Origin of the sequence: Sorangium sp. So ce281 (assembly GCF_051527395.1) — a bacterium.
In the GTDB taxonomy this organism is placed as follows: domain Bacteria; phylum Myxococcota_A; class Polyangia; order Polyangiales; family Polyangiaceae; genus Sorangium; species Sorangium cellulosum_B.
Genome location: NZ_CP150322.1, coordinates 2,041,866 through 2,057,272, shown reverse-complemented (window position 1 = coordinate 2,057,272; position 15,407 = coordinate 2,041,866). Strand labels below are relative to the sequence as shown.

The following is a 15,407-nucleotide window of genomic DNA, read 5'->3' as shown; positions in this document are numbered from 1 at the left end:
CTCACGCCTCGAGCCGCGGGAAGCGCGACGCGATGTCCGACCCGGTGTGCTCGGCGACCCACCCCTTCGGGTCGGAGAACCACCGGATGCAGGTGAACGAGGGCTCCGGCCCCATGTCGAACCAGTGCCGCGTCCCGGCCGGTACGCTGATGAGATCGCCCTTCTCGACGAGGAACGAGAGCACGCGCTCGCCGTGATGAATGCAGAACAGCCCTCGCCCCTCGACGAAGAAGCGCGCCTCGTCCTCGGTGTGGATGTGCTCGTCCAGGAACTTCCGCCTGAGCTCGGCGTGGTTGGGCGTGCCCGGCGACACCGACACGACATCCGCCGTCACGAACCCGCACGCCTCGGAGAGCTGCTTCACCGGCCCCGCGTACGCCTCGAGCACCTGCTCCTGCGCCGTCCCCGGCGGCAGCGGGCGCTCGGCGGACCAGCGCTCGAAGCGGATCTGCGCCTCGGCGGCGACGCGGGCGATGTCCTCGAGCGTCGTGTATTCGTCGGCCCTCGTCGGGTCGCTCTCCCGGTAAACCCGCAATCGACTCATGATAGCCCCCCTTCCAGCAGCGCGCAGTCCAGCATGAACTCAATGGCCTCGATGTGGCGGATGGTGCTCGCGATGTCCGATCCCCACGTGTACAGCCCGTGACCTGCGATGAGGTAGCCGTACACGGGCGGATGCGCCGACATGAACGCATCGACGTCCTCCGCCAGCTTCCGGATGTCCTGCGTGTTGACGAAGACCGGGAGCAGCACCGTGGCGGTGTGCGTCGACATCCCGGAGAGCGCCTTCGCCACCTCGTAGCCCGAGAGGGTCACGTACCCCTCCTGCGCGCACCGGCGCGACAGCACCGTCGCCGCCCGCGAGTGGGTGTGCGCGACGGCGCCGATCTCGCTGGAGTGCCGGTAAAGCTGGCAGTGCAGCGCCGTCTCGGCCGACGGGCGGGCCGGCGAGGGCCCGGTCAGGCGGCCGTCCGCATTGACGACGACGATGTCCGACACGCCGAGCGCGCCCTTGGGCCGCCCGGACGCCGTGATCGCGAGGGTGCCGTCGCCGAGCCGGGCGGAGAAATTGCCGCTCGTGGCCGGCGTCCAGCCGCGCTCATGACAAAAGCGGGACAGCTCGACGAGCTCGGCCGCGACCGAGGAGAACGATGCAAACGACGTCCCGCGTACGCTCACGGCGCAAACATACCAAAGCGAGCGCGGGCGATCAACGCGCCGCGCCGCCGTTCGAGCCGCGCCCGAGCCGCTGAACCCGGGGATCACCCGCGCGGCTGGCGCTCACGGCGCCGGAAGGCGCTCGGCCTCGCGCCGGCCAGCGCCGTCCCGCGCGCCGCGGAGCAGGCCGGCCCAGAACCCGAGCCCGTGCGCGGCGTGCACCGCGGGGAAGATGGCGCAGAGCAGGGGGAAATCGCGCGGCGAGGCGCGCCGCGCGAGCCGGAGCGACTCCGCGATCACGAGCGCGGCATAGGCGAGCGAGGCGAGCGCCAGCGCCGGGCGGACCGCCGGCGCGAGCGCTGACGCGAGCGCGAGCCACGCTCCGGCCGTCACCATGCAGAACGGCAGCGCCGGCCGGAGCGACAGGAACCTGCGGCGGCACAGCAGCGTGCGCGCGCGCCCCTTGCCGTACGCGAAATACTGCCGAAAGAGCGCGGCGAACGACGACCGGGGGTAGTAATAGGCGACGATCTCCCGGGACAGGTAGACCGCGCCGCCAGCCTCGATGATGCGCTGGTTCAGCTCGGCGTCCTCGTTGGTGACGGCGGCCGGGTCGTAGAGGCCGGCGATCTCGAACGCCTCGCGACGGAAAGCCCCGTTGAACACCGACTCGACGAACCCCTCGCGCGACGGATCCCGGTACGCCGAGCCGCCCACGCCGAGGGGGCTCGAGAGCGCGGCGCAGAGCGCCCGCTGAAAGCCGTTCCGGTGGCGCGGCCGCGCCGCGCCGCCCGCGTTGAGGGCGCCGGTCCTCCGGAGCGCCGCGACCGACGCAGCCACGTAGTCGCCGGCGTAGTCGGCGTGGGCGTCCATCCGGACGATCACCTCACCTCGCGCCCGGCGAATGCCGATGTTCATCGCGGCGGCCTGGATCCGGTCGGGGTTGTGGAGGAGCACCACCCGTGGATCCTCCGCCGCGACGCGGCCGACGAGCTCTTGTGTCCTGTCGGTCGAGCCGCCGTCGACCACGAAGATCTCGAGGAGCTCTGGAGGATAACGCTGCTCGAGGGCGCAGCGGAGGACGTCCTCGATGTAGCGCTCCTCGTTGTAACAGGGAATGACGATGCTGCACCGCGGCCGCTCGGCGAGCGGGCGCAGAGAGAGACGCCCGCCTCGAGGCGCGCTCGCTGTTCGATCCATGGACTCCCCCGGTCTCTCGCGGGTCGAGTCGACCCGCAGCAGGACTGCGACAGCCGCGGATACAATCGCGGGGCCAGGCGATCTCGCCGGGTCGCCCGGAGCGAACTGCACTGCGCGACGCGGCCTGGACCCGGCCGGGGCAGGCCGCTGGGCTCGGGCTGCACACCGGCGGGCTCATGCGAGGGGCGCGCGGCGCGAGCGCGACCGGACGAGCGCCCGGCCTCATGCTGGCGGGGCAGCGGCTCGAAGGGCGCGGCCGCCGGGGCGCGAGCGCCACGGAGCCTGGATCGAGGGGCGCGCGGCCCGCGCGGAGCTCATGCTCCGCACCACGGCCATGCCCCGGTTCGGCGGGCTTCCCACGGCCCCGCGTGGCCGGCAAAAGAGCTTCTCGAGGAGGCGTGCAGATGGACTTCGATCTCATGATCTCGCGGGGGACGATCCTCGACGGCAGCGGCCAGCCTCGCTACGTGGCGGACCTGGGGATCCAGAACGGCAAGATCGCCGCGATCGCCGGGCCAGGCGCGCTCGCGGGAGGGCGGGCGCTCGACGCCAGCGGGCTCGCCGTCGCGCCCGGCTTCATCGACATCCACTCGCACGTCGACTGGCTCCTCGCGCTGCCCGACCACGAGGACGTCCTCGCGCCGATGGTCGCCCAGGGCATCACGACCGTGGTCGCGGGCAATTGCGGTCATTCCCCTGCCCCGGTCACCGAGGCGTCGATTCCGCTGGTGGAGCACTCCGCGGAGATCCTGAAGGACGGAGCGCTCGCCTACCGGTGGCGCTCGATGGGCGAGCTGCTGGCGGCCCTCGAGGCCGGCGGGCTGCTCGTCAATGCGGCGCTCCTGGTCGGCCACGGCACGCTCCGGCAGGCGGTCATGGGCAACAGCGCCGCTCCCCCGAGCCGCGTGAGCGACGGCAAGGCGCGCGTCCTCCTGAACACGTACTCGGGCGTCGATGCGCACGACGAGCCGCTCCGGGCCGTGCTCTCGCACCCGCTCTGCGCGTTCGAGACCGACGCGATCCTCACCCGGCGCGGCCAGCACAACCCGGCGTCGTTCGGCACGTTCCCGCGGGTGCTCGGCCACTACAGCCGCGACGTCGGCCTGTTCCGGCTCGAGGAGGCCGTGCGCCGGATGACCTCGCTGCCCGCCGAGCGGATCGGGCTCCGCGACGTGGGGCGCATCGTGCCCGGGCACTGGGCGGATCTCGTCGTGTTCGATCCGACCACGGTGGCGGACAACACGACGCCGCGGCGGGCCGGCGCGCCGCCGTCGGGGATCCGCGCCGTCCTGATCACCGGCGAGGTGGTGGCGCAGGACGGCGCGCTGACGAGCAAGACCCGGCAGGGGCGCCTCCTGCGCAGGTAGGCGGGGCCGCGGTGTCCTTCGCTGACGCTCAGGGACGTTCGGTTCCGACCGCTTCAACAGGATCGCGCCGGAGCGCGAGATGAGCGATGGCTCCATCGTTCCGCATGTCAGAAATCCCGCCAGAGAAACGGGTCGATAGCGAGTGGTCGCTGGAAACAGCAGCGATTTTCGTAGTTTCCGCCTGCTTCGCCGCCGAGGTCGGCTCCGGTGTGGCCGAGCGGGGCGCCCTCTTCCGCCGCATCGCCCGCGGTGAAGGGCCCGCGGCATCACCGGTCCCACCGTACGGCCACGCTGCACGCGTTGGTTGACATAGAGAAGCCTATGCGATCCGGCCTCCTGGGAAAACGACGCTATATCAATAATTTATCTATGCATCTAAGGGGCCGCTTTCACTCCACAGCCTGCGGGGCGCTGGCCATGGCGTATCTCTATGGCGAGCTCGGGCTCGATCCCGACGAGGCCGAGAACCGCCGGTATACGATGGCGGCCGAGCACGCCATCCAGCACCGGCAGGCTCCCCCGTGAGCGCCCGGGCGCCCACGCGGTCGCGACGTGTCAGCGCATCGCCCGAGGACCGAGGGTGAGCTGGTCCCTCGCCGGCAGCCAGCCGGGCGCGGCGCGTGCTAAAACGTCCGCATGGAGGCAATGAGGATCGAGGGAAGCGAGCGCGATCTCGAGACGTTCGCGGCGGGGATCCTCCAGGGCGCCGCACCCATCGAGACGCCCACCCCGTTCGAGCGCCAGGTGCGCTGGGACCTGCAGGGCAACACGGGCCTCATCAGCGCCTCCACGCTGCGCTCCGGCATCTCCCTCTCCGCCACCCGGTACCGGTGGGCGTGGGCGTCGGGGATGGTCATCGACCACGCGCCGACGGGGCTGGAGTTCGTCCTGTCGCGGGGACCGCACATGCGGGTGAGGAGCAGCGAGGGAGACGGCTTTCTCCTCGGGGGCGGGACATTCCGCATCGGCCAGGTGAAGAGGCCGCTGAAGCTCGTGTGCGAATGGGACGAGTCGACCCTCGGTCAGGATCAGGACAGCCTCTGCCTCACCATCGACGCATGGCGGCTCCGCGAGCTCCTGGGCTCGCAGGTCCTGCCTGCGCCCCTCGAGCGGATCGTGGCCCACACCGGGGGTTACCCGCGCGCGACGCACGCCATGTCGCCGACCCTGTACCGGCTGCTCGACGAGATCCTGGCCTGCGACGCCAGGGGTCTCTCCCGGCAACTCCACCTGGAGGCCAAGGGGCTCGAGCTGATGGCGGCCATGGTCGATCAGCTGGAGGAGAGCGAGAGCGCAGCGTCGCCGCTCCTCTCGCAGCACGACATCGCGCGGCTCGAGCGGGCGCGGCACGCCCTGCTGGCGCGCATGGTGGACCCGCCGACGCTCCCGGAGCTCGCCCGGCACGCCGGCCTGAACGAGGTGAAGCTCAAGGCGGGGTTCCGCGCGCTCTTCGGCGCGCCGGTCTTCGCGTACCTCCGGAACCACCGGCTGGAAGAGGCCCATCGCCTGTTGCGCCAGCGGGCGTGCAACGTGACCGAGGTGGCGCAGCGGGTGGGGTACGAGAACCCGAGCAAGTTCGCGGCCGCGTTCCGCAAGCGGTTCGGCGTGCCCCCGTCGACGGTGGGCTGAGCGCCCTGGGGGCGACGCTCGCTGCCGCGGACGGCGAGGGGCGCGCGGGGAGCATCGCCGCGAGGGGTAGGCGCTGCCAGGGGCCGGCTCGAGGCACGGTCCTCCCGCTGGGAGCTGAAAGGCTCCTGCGTGGAGCGGCGGCGTGCGGCGTCCGGAACCACCATCGCAGCGGGCGGCGAAGGGGCTCGCCCCGGGAGAATGCGATGAAGGCGATTGTTCAGTACGAATACGGTTCGGCGGACAACCTGCGGCTTGAGGAGATCCCCATGCCCGCGCTCAAGGACGACGGTGTGCTCGTGCGGATCGAGGCCGCGTCGGTGAACGCGGCCGACTGGCACATGATGCGGGCGGATCCGTTCTTCCTTCGGTTTCTCGGCTTCGGGCTCTTCGCGCCGAAGCACCGGGTGCCCGGCGCCGACATCGCCGGTCGGGTGGAGGCGGTGGGGAAGAACGTGACCCGGTTCCGGGTGGGCGACGAGGTGTTCGGGGATCTGTCCGCTCACGGGTGGGGAGGCTTTGCGGAATACGTCTGCACGTCGGAGCAGGCGCTGGCCCCGAAGCCGTCGAACGTGAGCTTCGAGGAAGCTGCGGCCGTCCCCTTGGCGGCGTTGGCTGCGCTCCAGGCGCTCCGCGACTGCGGGCGGGCTCGGGCCGGGCAGCGGGTGCTCGTCAACGGCGCTTCCGGAGGGGTGGGGACGTTCGCTGTCCAGATCGCGAAGGCCCTGAACGCGGAGGTGACAGGGGTGTGCAGCACCAGGAACCTCGATCTGGTGCGGTCGCTGGGCGCCGATCACGTCGTCGACTACACGCGCGCGGACGTCACCCGGAGCGGGCACGAGTACGACCTGATCGTGGACGCGGCGGCTTACCGATCCGTCTCGGACTACCGGCGCGTGCTCCGCGATGGCGGCACGTACGTGCTCGTCGGAGGAACCACCGGGGCGTTTCTGCGGGTCGCGCTCCTGGGGCGATGGTCCGGGTCGAAGGCGATGAAGGCGCACGCGTCGCGTCCGAGCGCCGCCGATCTCATCGCCCTGACGAAGCTGATCGAAGCGGGCACGGTCAGGCCGGTGCTCGATCGGCGTTATCCCTTGAGCCGGGTACCGGAGGCGGTCCGCTATCTGGAGAGCCGTCGCGCGCGGGGGAAGGTGGTGGTTACGCCCGCCACCGCCGTCGTCCCGCCGTCGTGACGCGGGGCCTCCCGCGTCACGTCTCCAGATCGCGCTTCAGCCGATCGAGGAGATCGACCGCGGCGGTGGCGTAGGGGCTGATCCACCGGTCGTGGATCCGCTTGATGAGGAGCACGTTCAGGTAGTTCCAGCGATGGCGTCCCTCCCGCTGGATGATCACGAGCTCGGCCTTCTCCAGCACGCCGAGGTGCTGCAGGCCGCGCCCGTACCCCGTGCGGCTCTTCGGCGATCGCCCCGCGTCAGACCCCCGTCGCCAGCACGGTGACGGGGGTGGTCGGGAAGACGCGCTTGCGAGCGCCATCGAAGCGCACGCGGACGACGTTGCCCGGCGAGAGCTTCCGGAGAGACTCCTCGCCGGCGAGGAGGGTCTCCTGGTCGACGAAGGCCGGACTGCCGTCGTCGGGGACGACCTCGAAGACGACCACGACGAGGAAGCCATTTTGTTTCACGAACTCCCGCACCACCGAGCAACGGAGGACGCGCCCGCGGCCGAGGGAGCCGAACGATGCGACCAGGGTGGAGGCGAGGTGCCGCAGGAACCGCGCGAGCTGTAGAATCGCGAAGAGGCCCCCCGCCGCGACGAGCGCCAGGTACGCCGGCGACTCGACTGCCTGTGTTGCGGCCCAGGCGGCGATCCCGGCGCCCCCGAAGACGAAGACCGCGTGGAGGAAGAAGCCGAAGCCGTTGATCGGCATGTGACGGACGAGCGTCCAGTAGGCCGAGAGGAACACGCTCTCCACGGCCCGCTCGGCTTCGTCTCTGGACACGGACGCTGCCCGCGCATAGTGGGCAATGGCCTCGTCGCGCTTGCCGTCGACGAGCAGCTGCTTGACGCGCTCGATGTCGTCCTTCGAGACGCTCTGCGCCCTGATTTGCGCGACGGCGGCGTCGGTGGCGGGCCGCTCGACGAAGAGACTCGTGTTGCAGAAGATGCAGATGACGTTGCGCAGCCCCGGCTCGACGGAGAGCGGCGCGCCGCAGTTGGGGCAAGAGGTCATCGAGAGCAGCAGGCTCATGAGCGGGGAAGCCTACCTCAGACCTCGCCTGGGCTCGAGGATCGCATCGTCGAGCCCGGGCACCTCGACCGGCTCGGCGTGCGAGGAGGAGCCATCGCTGCCCCAGCAGACGACCTTGCCCGTCGCGAGGCGGGCGCAGTCGTTGAGCTGCCACCCGAGGTGCCGTACGGGGCGATCTCGACGTAGCCGCAGGCGGCAAGGGCGGCGGGGAGAGCGACGACATAGAGGAAAGGAGCGACAATGGAGCGGGGCATGAGGTCCTCCGTTCGGCGGGCGCTTTCGCCGTACGGAGGAACTATGGGAGCGGGGTGCGAGGGCGCTCCTTAAACAGATCTCAAAGCGATGCCGGTCAGCCAGCTTGGGCGACGCGGTGGTGGCGCAGGACGGCGCGCTGACGAGCAAGACCCGGCAGGAACGTCCCCTGCGCAGGTAGACGGCGCGGCGGTGCCCTTCGCTCACCAGGCGCGTCGAGCGAACGCCCGCGCAGTTGCGCAGCCCCGCGCGCAACGGCGCGCCACGCCCCGGGTCAGGGGCACGTCGCCGAGTCGTCGTTGTTGATCACGGACGCTCGTGGAACGCCGGTCCGCTCACAAAGCTCTTCCGCTTCACAGGTGGGGAGCCTCGGGTTCGTCGTGATCTCGAGACCGTAGTGGATCCGCTCGAGCGAAGAAAGTCCATCGAGGCTCGTGAGCTCCCGGTTGTTCGAGATGGTGAGATTCTGCTCGATCGCCCGGAGCGCAGAGAGTCCATCGATGGACGTGAGGACGTCGTTGCTCCCGATGGTGAGATCTTGGTAGATCGTCTCGAGCGCCGAGAGCCCCTCGAGGCTCTCGAGCTTCGCGTTGCCGATGACGAGCAGGTTGGCGAGCTCACTCACGCCGTCGAGGCCCTGCAAGTTCCTGAGAGCCGGGTTGGATTTGAGCGCCACCGCGCCCGTGCCGGTCAGGTTGCGCAGCCCGGCGAGGCTCGCCAGGACGGGGTTGTTCTCGATCTGGATGCCATGGCGCACCGTCGTCAGACTCTCGAGTCCGCCCAGGTCAGCGAGGCGGAGGTTCGAATGGATGTTCAATGAGCCATCCACCACCTTCAGGCCTTCAAGCCCCGCCATGCTCGCGAGCGTATCGTTGTTCACGATCGTCAACCCCGCCGCGATGGACTCGAGCCGCTCGAGCCCCTCGAGCGTGGGCAGGTTACGCGTGTACCGGATGGTGAGCGTGCCCGTGACGTGCCGTAGACAGCCAAGGCGGTGCAGCCGGTTCACCCCTTCGCTGAGCGTCAGGTCCCCCTGGACCTCCGAGATGAGCGGCAATTCGTCGACGTCGACCTGGTACTTCAGATCGAGCGAGCTCGTGATGGGCCGCGCCGTGGCGCAGTCCAGCTCCGCGGGCGCCCCCGCGCTCCCGCCGGTCCCCTCCGGAGCCCCGCCGCCCATGCCGCCCGAGCTCGCTGCCGCGCCGCCGTCGCTCGCCCCGGTCGAGCCGAACGGGCCACCCGTGCCGGAGCCGTTGCCCGTGGTCCCGCCCGCGCCACTCGCTCCAACACCTCCTCCTGACGCCGTGTTCCCGGCCTCCCCGGAACCGCCGACCTCGGAGGAGCTTCCCCCTTCCCTGCCGCCCGCGGTGCCTGGATCGTCCAGAAGCACCCTACCGCAAGCCAATGGACCGCCTGCCGCGACGAGCGCTGCCGCCGTTATCGGCGCCAAGTACCAAACCCGCGTGCCACGCACCGGCATGACCGAACCTCCGCCACCCAGTATATGCCCAGGTGACGCCCTGCGGCGAGGGTTGGCGCCCGGCGAAGCCGCGCCGCTCGAGTCCACACCGTCACGCGCACAGAGGTTTGCGCCACCATTGATGTAAATGTGCCACGAGCGCGAAGCGCCGACCCGCCCGGCCCGACGTGGAGCTCCCGTCGTACCGCGCCTCCGCTCAGGCGGAAGGCACGACGGTGATCTCTCCGGTCGTGTACAGCGCGGAGGTATCCCAGGCGAGCCCGGGGGCGAGCGGCAGGGCGATGTGCACGTCAGCGAAGGTCCCTGTGAGCTCTCCGCTCCAGCCGAGCAGGGCGACGGTGTCCCCGGCCTGGAACGGCGCCGTGTCGTCCGCCGGGACCACCTCCAGCACACCATCGAGGCTCACGTCCCCGTCCACGACCAGGAGCGGCGCGGCGCCCGGGCCCGCGACGGTGGCGCTCAGCGTGGCGCTCGGGCCCTGGCTGTAATCGCCGGCCACGTCCGTCGAGGCATAGACCTCTCCCACGGAGAGCGCGCCGGCCTGCGTATTGGCGAGATCGCCGACGAAGCTGCCAGTGCTCAGGCGGCCGCCGGCGAAGTCGAAGTCACGTGCCTGGATCTCGATCGCACCCGCGGCGAGCGCCCCGCGCGTGAGGCGCACGATGGGCTCCGGGCCAGGCGTTCCGCCTTCGAACAAGGGCGTGATCCGGAGGAGGCCGCCAATGCTGACCTCGCCTCGCCCGTCGACGAGGAGCGACGGGGAAATCGAGAAGGTCGCGTAGATCGTCACATCGCCGCTGTTGCGCCATGACGCGTAGGGCTCGTTCACCCGGACGAACCCGTGGCCGTACGTGGAGCGGATCTCCGTGTCTTCCGTCACGAGGGTTCCATAAGCGCCGACCGTGAGCTCGCCATACCCGGCGGCCCCGACGCGCAGCAGCCCCTCGTTGGTCCAGGTGGCGTCCCAGCCCCTCACGGTCGCCGAGCTCGCGAAGTAGTTGGGCTCGCCGCGATAGGTCTCGATCTGCGCGTTCGCGGTGAAGACCTGGGCTCCCTGCTCGATGCGCAGCCTCGCGCCGCCGTTCGCGCCCACGACGAACTCGCCCGTGTTGACCCACCTCGTCGCGGAGCCCGTGACGGTCACGTCGCCCTGGCAGATCTGGCACGTCGCGATGAATACGTTGTTCGAGAAGAAGCTCCCTCCCTGCTTGATCTCGAGGACGCTGAGCTCCTCCGAGCGGCCGATGTACGCGTTCGTCTGGCTCGTCAGGGAGGCGTCGTACCCCTCGACGAGCACGTATCCGAAGGCCGAATAGCCGCGCACGCCGAGCACGAGGTCGTCGGTGGTCACCTGGGCGCCCCGTTTCACGAGGAGCGAGCCGGACGCCCCGGTGCGAAGCCCGAGCGCGAGCTGCCCATGGTTGATCCACCGCGAACCGTATCCGATGACCTGGACCCTGCCGCTCGAGTAGGGGACCGCCGCCACCGAGGCGCCGGCGCTGATCAACGTCCCCTGGTGGCTGACGATCACCTCTCCCATGGGCTCCTCAGCGTTGAGCGCGCTGCCGACCAGCAGCGCATTCGCCCCGAGATCCCACGGGTCGCCCGGGTCAGCGACAGCGGGCGTCACACTCCCCGAGACGGACACGCCGGCATAGGCCGGCCCGGCCGCGCCCATCGAAGCTGCCGCGAGCACTACCGAGAAAACGGTTCGAGCTTGTTGGTTCATGCGCTGTACCTCTCCATGAGAAAATTCTCGCTTCACTGGACACGCCTCGCCGCCAACGTGCCCTCGAAACGGAAATTTCGTGAATTGCATTACATACCCCCGTATCAGAGACGTTATCGCCCGTTCTGATCCGCTTGCAGGGGATCAGGTCATCGTTTTCGAGGTGCGAAGGCAGGTTTTGAGGTGAGAGAGTACACAGGATCATTCAAAAGAAAAATCCTCCCGAGGCTCCTCGCCTCAGGAGGACCGACCGCCCCTACGTTTGAGGCGAGAGCCCCTCAGGAGGACGTCCATCGGTGCGAGCACAGGGCGCCCTCTCGAACCAGGTCATCCCGGAGGCGCACCTCGCCCACGTCGAGAGCGTGAACACCTCTCACGGCGGATGACGCTCAACGCGTCCGAAGCATGAACTCCATCAAGTCGTCTCGGCGGGAAAATTCCATATCCATCCCAGGATGGGCCGCCCCCTCTGGACGAGCTGGAGAGGGATTTCGGCGGCCCTGACGGCGTGATGGATCTCTTTGAGAGCGTCAGCGAGGACGAGGCTGCCACCTTGCCGGAGCGAGCATTGCAGCGCGGCGCTCATGGCTTGAAGAACGAGGGGTCAAACACCTGCCCCAGCACCGATTCGTGGAGGCCGGATGAATACGTGGCTCATGTCGAGCAACGAAGCGGTCATGGCCGAACACATTGCGCGTCGTTGGCGCCTCACGGGTCGCACCCGAGCAGCATCCGCACTGACCATCACGGCCCTGGTTGGCCTCGCCGCGTGCGAGCCCATCGGACGCGGCGGCGGTAGCGGCGGTGCAGGAGGCACAGGCGGCAGCGGCGGCTCTCCGGGGGCGAGCAGCAGCAGCGTCACAGAGGGTGCGGGAGGATCAAACGACGGCGGCGCGCCTGGCACCGGCGGCGACGACGACACACCCGGCACCGGCGGCGACGGCGGCGCGCCTGGCACCGGCGGCGACGGCGGCTCGACCGGTGGCGGCGGCTCGCCGGGCACCTGTGTGCCGGGCTCGGTCGTCGCCTGCTACACCGGTCCTGCTGGGACGAAGGGCGTCGGGCGCTGCGCTTCCGGGACGCAGACCTGCCGCCCCGACGGCTTCGGCTACGGCGCGTGCGCAGGCGAGGTGACACCCGCTCGAGAGCGCTGCGCCACGCCGGCGGACGAGAGCTGCGACGGCGAGCCCCACTGCGCTCAGCCGCCGGCATGGGCGCGGGGCTTCGGCGGCCCTGGCGTCGACGAGGGCTTCTCCGTCGCGAGCGACGCCTCGGGCAACTACTACGTCTCGGGCACCTTCAGTGGAACCGTCGACTTCGGCACCGGCCCCGTGACCAGCGCCGGAGAGGCGGACATCATCTTTATCAAGTTCGATCCCTCGGGCGCGGTGCTCTGGAGCAAGCACATCGGGACCGAGCGCAACGAGCGGGGGGGCGCCGTGACCGTCGACGAGAACGGCAACGTCTTCCTCACCGGCGTGTACATGGACGCGTACGGGCACTCGAGCATCGATCTGGGCGGGTGTGCCCTCCCCATCTCAGACATCGCCCCGTTGATATCCTTCTTCGTGGCCCAATTCGATCCCGACGGCAATCACATCTGGAGCAATGGTCCCTACGATTTTCCGGCGGTGCACTCCGTCGAGCAGATCGCCGTCGATGCTCGCGGCGATATGTACGTCTTGTACCTCCAGTGGGAGCACGCCCAGCTCATCAAGATCGACGCCGCGAGCAAGGCCACCCTCTGGAGGGAGAGGTTGCCAGGAGAATATGTTCGCGACGCGCGGCTCGCGCTCGACAGCGCCGGCAACCCCGTGGCGGTGGTGACCCACGGCGTGAGCTTCGAGGGCATTGCAACCAGGTTCGTGGTCTCCAAGTACACGCCGACCGGCGAGCCGCTCTGGGTGCAACAGTTCGAATCCAGCGCGGACCCTGTGTTCGGCGGCGGCGTGACGGCGCACGCCGTGGCGATTGACGCGGCGGACGAGATCCTCGTGACGGGCACGACGGATGGATCCATCGACTTCGGCAGCGGGCCCCTCCCCGCCGGCTCCGTCCTCCTCAAGCTGGGTGCCGCGGGCGAGCCCATCTTCAGCCGCTCGGTCCGCTTCGGCGACAGGATCGCGCTGGATCGCGCCGGCGACATCGTCGTCGCCGGACGCGGCCTTGCGAAGCTCGACGCGAGCGGGACGGAGCTCTGGTCGATCGACTTCGATGCAGATGCGAAGGATATCTCCCTGTCCCCGAACGGCGCGATCGCCGTCACCGGTCTCGCGCGCGGCCCCGTGGACTTCGGGACCGGCCCGATTTCCTATGAAGGTTCCAACGACGCCTACGTCGCCGTCTTCAATCCGCCGGCAAGCGGCGGCGATGACGACAGCAGCGGCGGAGCAGGATCGAGCGGTGACGGCGGCGGCTCCGCCGGCGGCGACCCGCCAGCGACGTGCGTGCCAGGCTCGGTCGTCGCATGTTACACCGGCCCCGCCGGGACCCGGGGCGTCGGGCGCTGCGCTCCTGGCACGCAGACATGCCTCCCCGAGGGTGCTGGGTATGGGCCCTGCATCGGCGAGGTGACGCCCGCCGCAGAGGTCTGCGTGACACCGGAGGACGAGAGCTGCGACGGCGAGCCCCATTGCCCTCCGCAGCCACCATGGTCGCGGGGATACGGCGGCGCCGGCGCCGACGTCGGCTGGTCCATCGCGAGCGACGCCGCAGGCAACTACTACGTCATCGGCACCTTCGAAGGTACCGTCGACTTCGGCGCCGGCCCGCTGACCAGCGCAGGCGAGACGGACGTGTTCCTCCTCAAGCTCGATCCCGCCGGCGCGTTGCTCTGGAGCAAGCGCTTCGGCAGCGACTTGCCGGAGACCGGCCGCACCCTCGCCGTCGATGGAAGCGGCAATGTGTTGCTAGCCGGCAACTACTGGCAAGGGATGTCGGCCGTGAGCTTCGGCGGCTGCGCGCTCCAGGCGTCGGGCTGGGAAGAAGCGATCTTCGTCGCCAAGCTCGACCCCGAGGGGAATCACATCTGGAGCCAGAGATCCGTCGCGTCGGACTGGTTCGGTTACAAGCTCTTCGGGCGGCTCGCCGTCGACGCCCTCGGGAGTGCCTATGTGGCGTTTGCCCCGCTCTTGCCCCCGTCGACTCCCTCCCTGGCGAAGCTGGATCCCGCAGGAAACATCCTCTGGAGTCAACCGCTCGCGACGGCGATCCCGTCCCACAACGACTACCAGCACCAAAGCGACAACGTTCTTGTCGCGGTCGACAGCGCCGGCAATGTGATCACGACGAGCGCGTTCATCTCCGGTCAGCCGTCCTGCCCCTGCCCTCACGGGTTCACCGTCCAGAAGCGCACCCCGGCCGGCGGCGAGGTCTGGAGCCGCCAGTTCGGCCCCTCGGATCCCTCCGAGGCGGAACTCGGAGCGTCGGCCCTCGCGCTGGCGGTCACCGCCGAAGGCGAGATCCTCCTGACGGCCTACACCGACGGGACCGTCGACGTCGGCGGCGGCGTGCTCCCCGAGGGCCCGGTGCTCGTCAAGCTGGACGCCGCGGGCGAGCATGTCTTCAGCCGCTCGATCCCGTTCGGCAACGCGATCGCCCTGGATGGCTCCGGCGGCATCGTCATCGCCGGCGACGGGCTCTCCAGGCTCGACGCGGGCGGGACGGCGCTCTGGACGAGCAGCTTCGACGCGAGCGCGAACGACATCGCCGTCTCCCCGAACGGCACGATCGCCATCACCGGCGCTGCCGAGGGACCGACGGACTTCGGGACCGGGCCGATCCCCCACGCGGCCGGCGCCGATGTCTTCGTCGCCACGATGAGCCCCTGAGCGCCTCGGCGGCGTCCCCGGCGCTGGCCGTCGTCGTCCCGGCGGTGGCGGGCGCGGCGACAGCACCCAAGGAGACAACGGCTCCGGTGCACCGTCACGACGCCCACGGCTTCATCTATGTCCTCGAGGGCTCGATCGTGATGGGCGTGAAAGGCGGCAAGGAGGTGACGCTCACCCCGGGCCAGACCTTCTACGAGGGGCCCAACGACATCCACACCGTCGGCCGGAACGCGAGCACCAAGAAGCCCGCGAAGTTCCTGGTCGTGCTCGTGAAGAACCGGGGCGTGGCCCCGTTGCTGCCCGTCCAGTGATGCATCTCGTGGAGGGCCGGCAGCAAGCGGCCAATCGAGTCAGGTCCAATCCGGTCAAACGCGATCACACGGGAGAGCTCACCGCCTCCGCGCCCGCCGGGAAGCGACCGACTTCTCTGAAGCGCTAGGTCACCGGCGAGTGCTCGCCACGGGCTTGCCGCATCCGGACGCACGACCCATGGGACCCGGCGCCGGCGTGCCCTGCCTGGCACGCACGACGACGAGCGAGCAGGTGCTCGCGGGAA

Annotated in this window: 12 protein-coding genes; 5 read left to right on the top strand and 7 right to left on the bottom strand. The window is 69.9% G+C overall.

Annotated features, from left to right (window positions below; genetic code table 11):
• Position 1: 1 nt before the first annotated feature.
• The 3 genes from WMF27_RS07810 to WMF27_RS07800 form a co-directional block, all read right to left on the bottom strand.
• Positions 2-544, bottom strand: coding sequence for a 1,2-dihydroxy-3-keto-5-methylthiopentene dioxygenase (locus tag WMF27_RS07810; RefSeq protein WP_437769548.1), 543 nt, complete (start codon positions 542-544; stop codon positions 2-4).
• On the bottom strand, positions 541-1,179 hold the full coding sequence (locus tag WMF27_RS07805; protein ID WP_437769549.1) for a methylthioribulose 1-phosphate dehydratase: 639 nt from the start codon (positions 1,177-1,179) through the stop codon (positions 541-543). Before WMF27_RS07805 ends, WMF27_RS07810 begins: the two co-directional genes overlap by 4 nt.
• A gap of 102 nt (positions 1,180-1,281) precedes the next feature.
• Entirely contained in the window at positions 1,282-2,358 is a 1,077-nt protein-coding gene (locus WMF27_RS07800) for a glycosyltransferase family 2 protein (RefSeq protein WP_437769550.1), read from the bottom strand.
• Positions 2,359-2,762: 404 nt separating this feature from the next.
• Here WMF27_RS07800 and WMF27_RS07795 point away from each other — a divergent pair, with 404 nt between their 5' ends.
• The 3 genes from WMF27_RS07795 (at position 2,763) to WMF27_RS07785 (ending at position 6,544) form a co-directional block, all read left to right on the top strand.
• A complete protein-coding gene (locus WMF27_RS07795; RefSeq protein WP_437769551.1) occupies positions 2,763-3,725 on the top strand; it encodes an amidohydrolase family protein in 963 nt (320 codons plus the stop codon).
• A gap of 636 nt (positions 3,726-4,361) precedes the next feature.
• Positions 4,362-5,354, top strand: coding sequence for a helix-turn-helix transcriptional regulator (locus WMF27_RS07790; protein WP_437944058.1), 993 nt, complete (start codon positions 4,362-4,364; stop codon positions 5,352-5,354).
• A 203-nt stretch (positions 5,355-5,557) separates the two neighbouring features.
• Entirely contained in the window at positions 5,558-6,544 is a 987-nt protein-coding gene (locus tag WMF27_RS07785; RefSeq protein WP_437769553.1) for an NAD(P)-dependent alcohol dehydrogenase, read from the top strand.
• Positions 6,545-6,560: 16 nt separating this feature from the next.
• Here the strand turns inward: WMF27_RS07785 and WMF27_RS07780 are convergent, their stop codons facing one another.
• From WMF27_RS07780 to WMF27_RS07765, 4 genes are all read right to left on the bottom strand, one after another.
• Positions 6,561-6,725, bottom strand: coding sequence for an ArsR family transcriptional regulator (locus WMF27_RS07780; RefSeq protein WP_437769554.1), 165 nt, complete (start codon positions 6,723-6,725; stop codon positions 6,561-6,563).
• Positions 6,726-6,783: 58 nt separating this feature from the next.
• Positions 6,784-7,560, bottom strand: coding sequence for a hypothetical protein (locus tag WMF27_RS07775; protein WP_437944057.1), 777 nt, complete (start codon positions 7,558-7,560; stop codon positions 6,784-6,786).
• Between the two features lie 526 nt (positions 7,561-8,086).
• Positions 8,087-9,202 (bottom strand): hypothetical protein, encoded by a 1,116-nt coding sequence (locus tag WMF27_RS07770; protein WP_437769556.1) that lies wholly within the window; start codon positions 9,200-9,202, stop codon positions 8,087-8,089.
• 286 nt (positions 9,203-9,488) lie between these two features.
• Positions 9,489-11,021, bottom strand: a complete 1,533-nt coding sequence (locus WMF27_RS07765; RefSeq protein ID WP_437769557.1) for a hypothetical protein — start codon at positions 11,019-11,021, stop codon at positions 9,489-9,491.
• A 677-nt stretch (positions 11,022-11,698) separates the two neighbouring features.
• Between WMF27_RS07765 and WMF27_RS07760 the strand changes: the two genes are divergently transcribed.
• The gene (locus WMF27_RS07760) at positions 11,699-14,851 is read left to right on the top strand and encodes an outer membrane protein assembly factor BamB family protein (RefSeq protein WP_437769558.1); all 3,153 of its coding nucleotides are present in this window, start codon (positions 11,699-11,701) and stop codon (positions 14,849-14,851) included.
• Positions 14,848-15,162, top strand: coding sequence for a cupin domain-containing protein (locus tag WMF27_RS07755; RefSeq protein ID WP_437769884.1), 315 nt, complete (start codon positions 14,848-14,850; stop codon positions 15,160-15,162). Before WMF27_RS07760 ends, WMF27_RS07755 begins: the two co-directional genes overlap by 4 nt.
• The last annotated feature ends 245 nt before the right edge of the window (positions 15,163-15,407 follow it).

What these genes read in the sequence shown, in the direction of transcription:
- WMF27_RS07810 (WP_437769548.1), bottom strand. Translation starts at nt 544, where the DNA reads ATGAGTCGATTGCGGGTTTACCGGGAGAGCGACCCGACGAGGGCCGAC.
- WMF27_RS07800 (WP_437769550.1), bottom strand. Translation starts at nt 2,358, where the DNA reads ATGGATCGAACAGCGAGCGCGCCTCGAGGCGGGCGTCTCTCTCTGCGC.
- WMF27_RS07795 (WP_437769551.1), top strand. Translation starts at nt 2,763, where the DNA reads ATGGACTTCGATCTCATGATCTCGCGGGGGACGATCCTCGACGGCAGC.
- WMF27_RS07790 (WP_437944058.1), top strand. Translation starts at nt 4,362, where the DNA reads ATGGAGGCAATGAGGATCGAGGGAAGCGAGCGCGATCTCGAGACGTTC.
- WMF27_RS07785 (WP_437769553.1), top strand. Translation starts at nt 5,558, where the DNA reads ATGAAGGCGATTGTTCAGTACGAATACGGTTCGGCGGACAACCTGCGG.
- WMF27_RS07775 (WP_437944057.1), bottom strand. Translation starts at nt 7,560, where the DNA reads ATGAGCCTGCTGCTCTCGATGACCTCTTGCCCCAACTGCGGCGCGCCG.
- WMF27_RS07765 (WP_437769557.1), bottom strand. Translation starts at nt 11,021, where the DNA reads ATGAACCAACAAGCTCGAACCGTTTTCTCGGTAGTGCTCGCGGCAGCT.
- WMF27_RS07760 (WP_437769558.1), top strand. Translation starts at nt 11,699, where the DNA reads ATGGCCGAACACATTGCGCGTCGTTGGCGCCTCACGGGTCGCACCCGA.